General features: G+C 70.4%; 2 protein-coding genes. Both read left to right on the top strand.

Features of this window, described 5'->3' with window-relative positions:
• Positions 1-183: 183 nt before the first annotated feature.
• A complete protein-coding gene (locus DQW06_RS25515) occupies positions 184-2,400 on the top strand; it encodes a carbon starvation CstA family protein (protein ID WP_013152972.1) in 2,217 nt (738 codons plus the stop codon).
• A 3-nt stretch (positions 2,401-2,403) separates the two neighbouring features.
• Positions 2,404-2,619: a YbdD/YjiX family protein gene (locus tag DQW06_RS25510; RefSeq protein WP_013152973.1), complete on the top strand. Its 216-nt coding sequence runs from the start codon at positions 2,404-2,406 to the stop codon at positions 2,617-2,619.
• Positions 2,620-2,669 lie beyond the last annotated feature (50 nt).

The following is a 2,669-nucleotide window of genomic DNA, read 5'->3' as shown; positions in this document are numbered from 1 at the left end:
GCATGTCCGGGGCCGGGGACGACCGCTGGGCCGCACCTCCTCCGAAAAGTTCCCGTGGTGCGGCCTATGTGATAAAAACGATTCCTTTGTGATGCTTGTTACAAACAGCTGGCCCTGAGTGACAGGCGTCCGGCGGTCCCCGACCCGACCGGAGCCCCGAAGCCACGAAGAGAGAAGGAACGGATGTCCTCTGTCCCGACCCGCGGCCCAGCGGAGGCCGGGTCCCCCCGGCCGCGGTGGACGCCCCGCAGCATCGCCGTCTGGACCGCCGTCGCCCTCGTCGGCGCCGTCGCCTGGGGCATGATCGCCATCGGCCGCGGAGAGGAGGTCTCCGCCGCCTGGCTGGTCTTCGCCGCCCTGGCCTCCTACGCCATCGGCTACCGCTTCTACGCCCGGTTCATCCAGTACAAGGTGCTGATCACCGACGACACGCGGGCCACCCCGGCCGAGCGGCTCGACAACGGCGCCGACTACCACCCCACCGACCGCCGGGTGCTGTTCGGCCACCACTTCGCCGCCATCGCGGGCGCCGGTCCGCTCGTGGGCCCCGTGCTGGCCGCACAGATGGGCTTCCTGCCGGGCACCATCTGGATCATCGTCGGCGTGATCTTCGCCGGCGCCGTCCAGGACATGGTGGTGCTGTTCTTCTCCACCCGCCGCAACGGCCGCTCCCTGGGCCAGATGGCGCGCGAGGAGATCGGCCCGGTGGGCGGCGTCGCCGCCCTCGTCGCCGTCATGGCGATCATGATCATCCTGCTGGCCGTCCTGGCCATGGTCGTGGTCAACGCGCTGGCCGAGTCCCCCTGGGGCTCGTTCTCGCTCATCATGACGGTCCCGATCGCCCTGTTCATGGGCGTCTACCTCAGGTTCCTCAGACCCGGCAAGGTCATCGAGACCTCCGCCATCGGCGTCGTCCTGCTGCTGCTGTCCATCGTGGGCGGCGGCTGGGTGGCCGAGCACGCCGTGCTGAGCGAGCTCTTCCTCTTCAGCAAGAACGAGCTCACCTTCGGCCTGATCGTCTACGGCTTCGTCGCCTCGGTCCTGCCGGTCTGGCTGCTGCTGGCCCCCCGCGACTACCTGTCCACCTTCATGAAGGTGGGCGTGGTCGTGCTCCTGGCCGCCTCCATCCTCATCGTCGCCCCCGACCTGCGGCTGCCGCGCTTCACCGACTTCGCCTTCAACGGCGAGGGGCCGGTCTTCGCCGGGTCGCTGTTCCCGTTCGTGTTCATCACGATCGCCTGCGGCGCCCTGTCGGGCTTCCACGCGCTGATCTCCTCGGGCACCACGCCCAAGCTCATCGAGAAGGAGAGCCAGGTCCGGATGATCGGCTACGGCTCCATGCTCACGGAGTCGTTCGTGGCGATCATGGCGCTGATCACCGCCTGCATCATCGACCCCGGCGTGTACTTCGCCATGAACATGCCCGCCACCGCGCTGGGCGACACCGTCCAGAGCGCCGCCGCGGCGGTCAGCCAGCTCGGCTTCACCGTCGACGCCCAGACCCTGGAGCGCACCGCCGAGCTGATCGGCGAGGAGTCGATCCTGGCCCGCACCGGCGGGGCCCCCACGTTCGCCCTGGGCGCCGCGCAGATCTTCTCCGCGGTCTTCGGCGGCCAGGCCATGATGGCGTTCTGGTACCACTTCGCCGTCATGTTCGAGGCGCTGTTCATCCTCACCACCGTGGACGCGGGCACCCGGGTGGGCCGCTTCATGCTCCAGGACACCCTGGGCAACGTCTACAAGCCCATGCGCGACCCCAGCTGGCGCCCGGGCGCCTGGCTGTGCAGCGCCCTGATCGTGGGGGCGTGGGGCTACTTCCTGTGGGCCGGGGTCAACGACCCCCTGGGCGGCATCAACCAGCTCTTCCCGCTGTTCGGCATCGCCAACCAGCTCCTGGCGGCGATCGCCCTGGCGGTGTGCACCACGCTGATCATCAAGTCCGGACGCGCCAAGTACGCCTGGGTGACCCTGGTGCCGCTGGCCTGGGACGCGGCGGTCACGCTGACCGCCAGCTACCAGAAGATCTTCTCCTCCGACCCCGCCATCGGGTTCTTCGCCCAGCGCCAGCAGTTCTCCGAGGCCCTGGCCGCGGGGGAGACGAGCGTGGGCGCCATCCAGGGCGTGGAGGACATGCAGAGGGTCGTGCTCAACACCACCGTCAACGGCGTCCTGTCGGCGCTGTTCGCGATCCTGGTCCTCATCATCCTGGTCGACTCGGTCCGGGTGTGGATCAGGGCGCTGCGGGCGCCGGAGGGCACGCTGCCCACCAGCGAGGCGCCCCACGAGACGTCCCGGCTGTGGGCCCCCTCGGGGCTGGTGCCCACCCGCGAGGAGCGTGAGCACGCCCGCCGACTGGCCCCGGCGGGGGAGGGCGACGTCACCGCGCGCAGGGAGGAGTAGCCCATGGAGCGGGTACGCGCGCGGCTGGGCCCCGCCCTGCTGCGGGGCCTGCGCGAGGCGTGGCAGATCGTCCGCGGCGTGGCCGGTGAGCGCGCCTACGAGATCTACCTCGACCACCACCGGCGCACGCACCCCGGGCAGGAGCCCATGAGCGAGCGCGCCTTCTGGCGCCAGCACGTGGACCGGGGCGACACCGACCCGGGGTCGCGCTGCTGCTGAACACGCGCACACACACGAGGGGCCGGGAGGGGGATCCCCCTCCCGGCCCC

It is taken from the genome of Nocardiopsis sp. TNDT3 (assembly GCF_003427465.1).
GTDB classification, from domain to species: domain Bacteria; phylum Actinomycetota; class Actinomycetes; order Streptosporangiales; family Streptosporangiaceae; genus Nocardiopsis; species Nocardiopsis dassonvillei.
This window is presented reverse-complemented; position numbering and strand designations above follow the sequence as displayed.

What these genes read in the sequence shown, in the direction of transcription:
- DQW06_RS25515 (WP_013152972.1), top strand. Translation starts at nt 184, where the DNA reads ATGTCCTCTGTCCCGACCCGCGGCCCAGCGGAGGCCGGGTCCCCCCGG.
- DQW06_RS25510 (WP_013152973.1), top strand. Translation starts at nt 2,404, where the DNA reads ATGGAGCGGGTACGCGCGCGGCTGGGCCCCGCCCTGCTGCGGGGCCTG.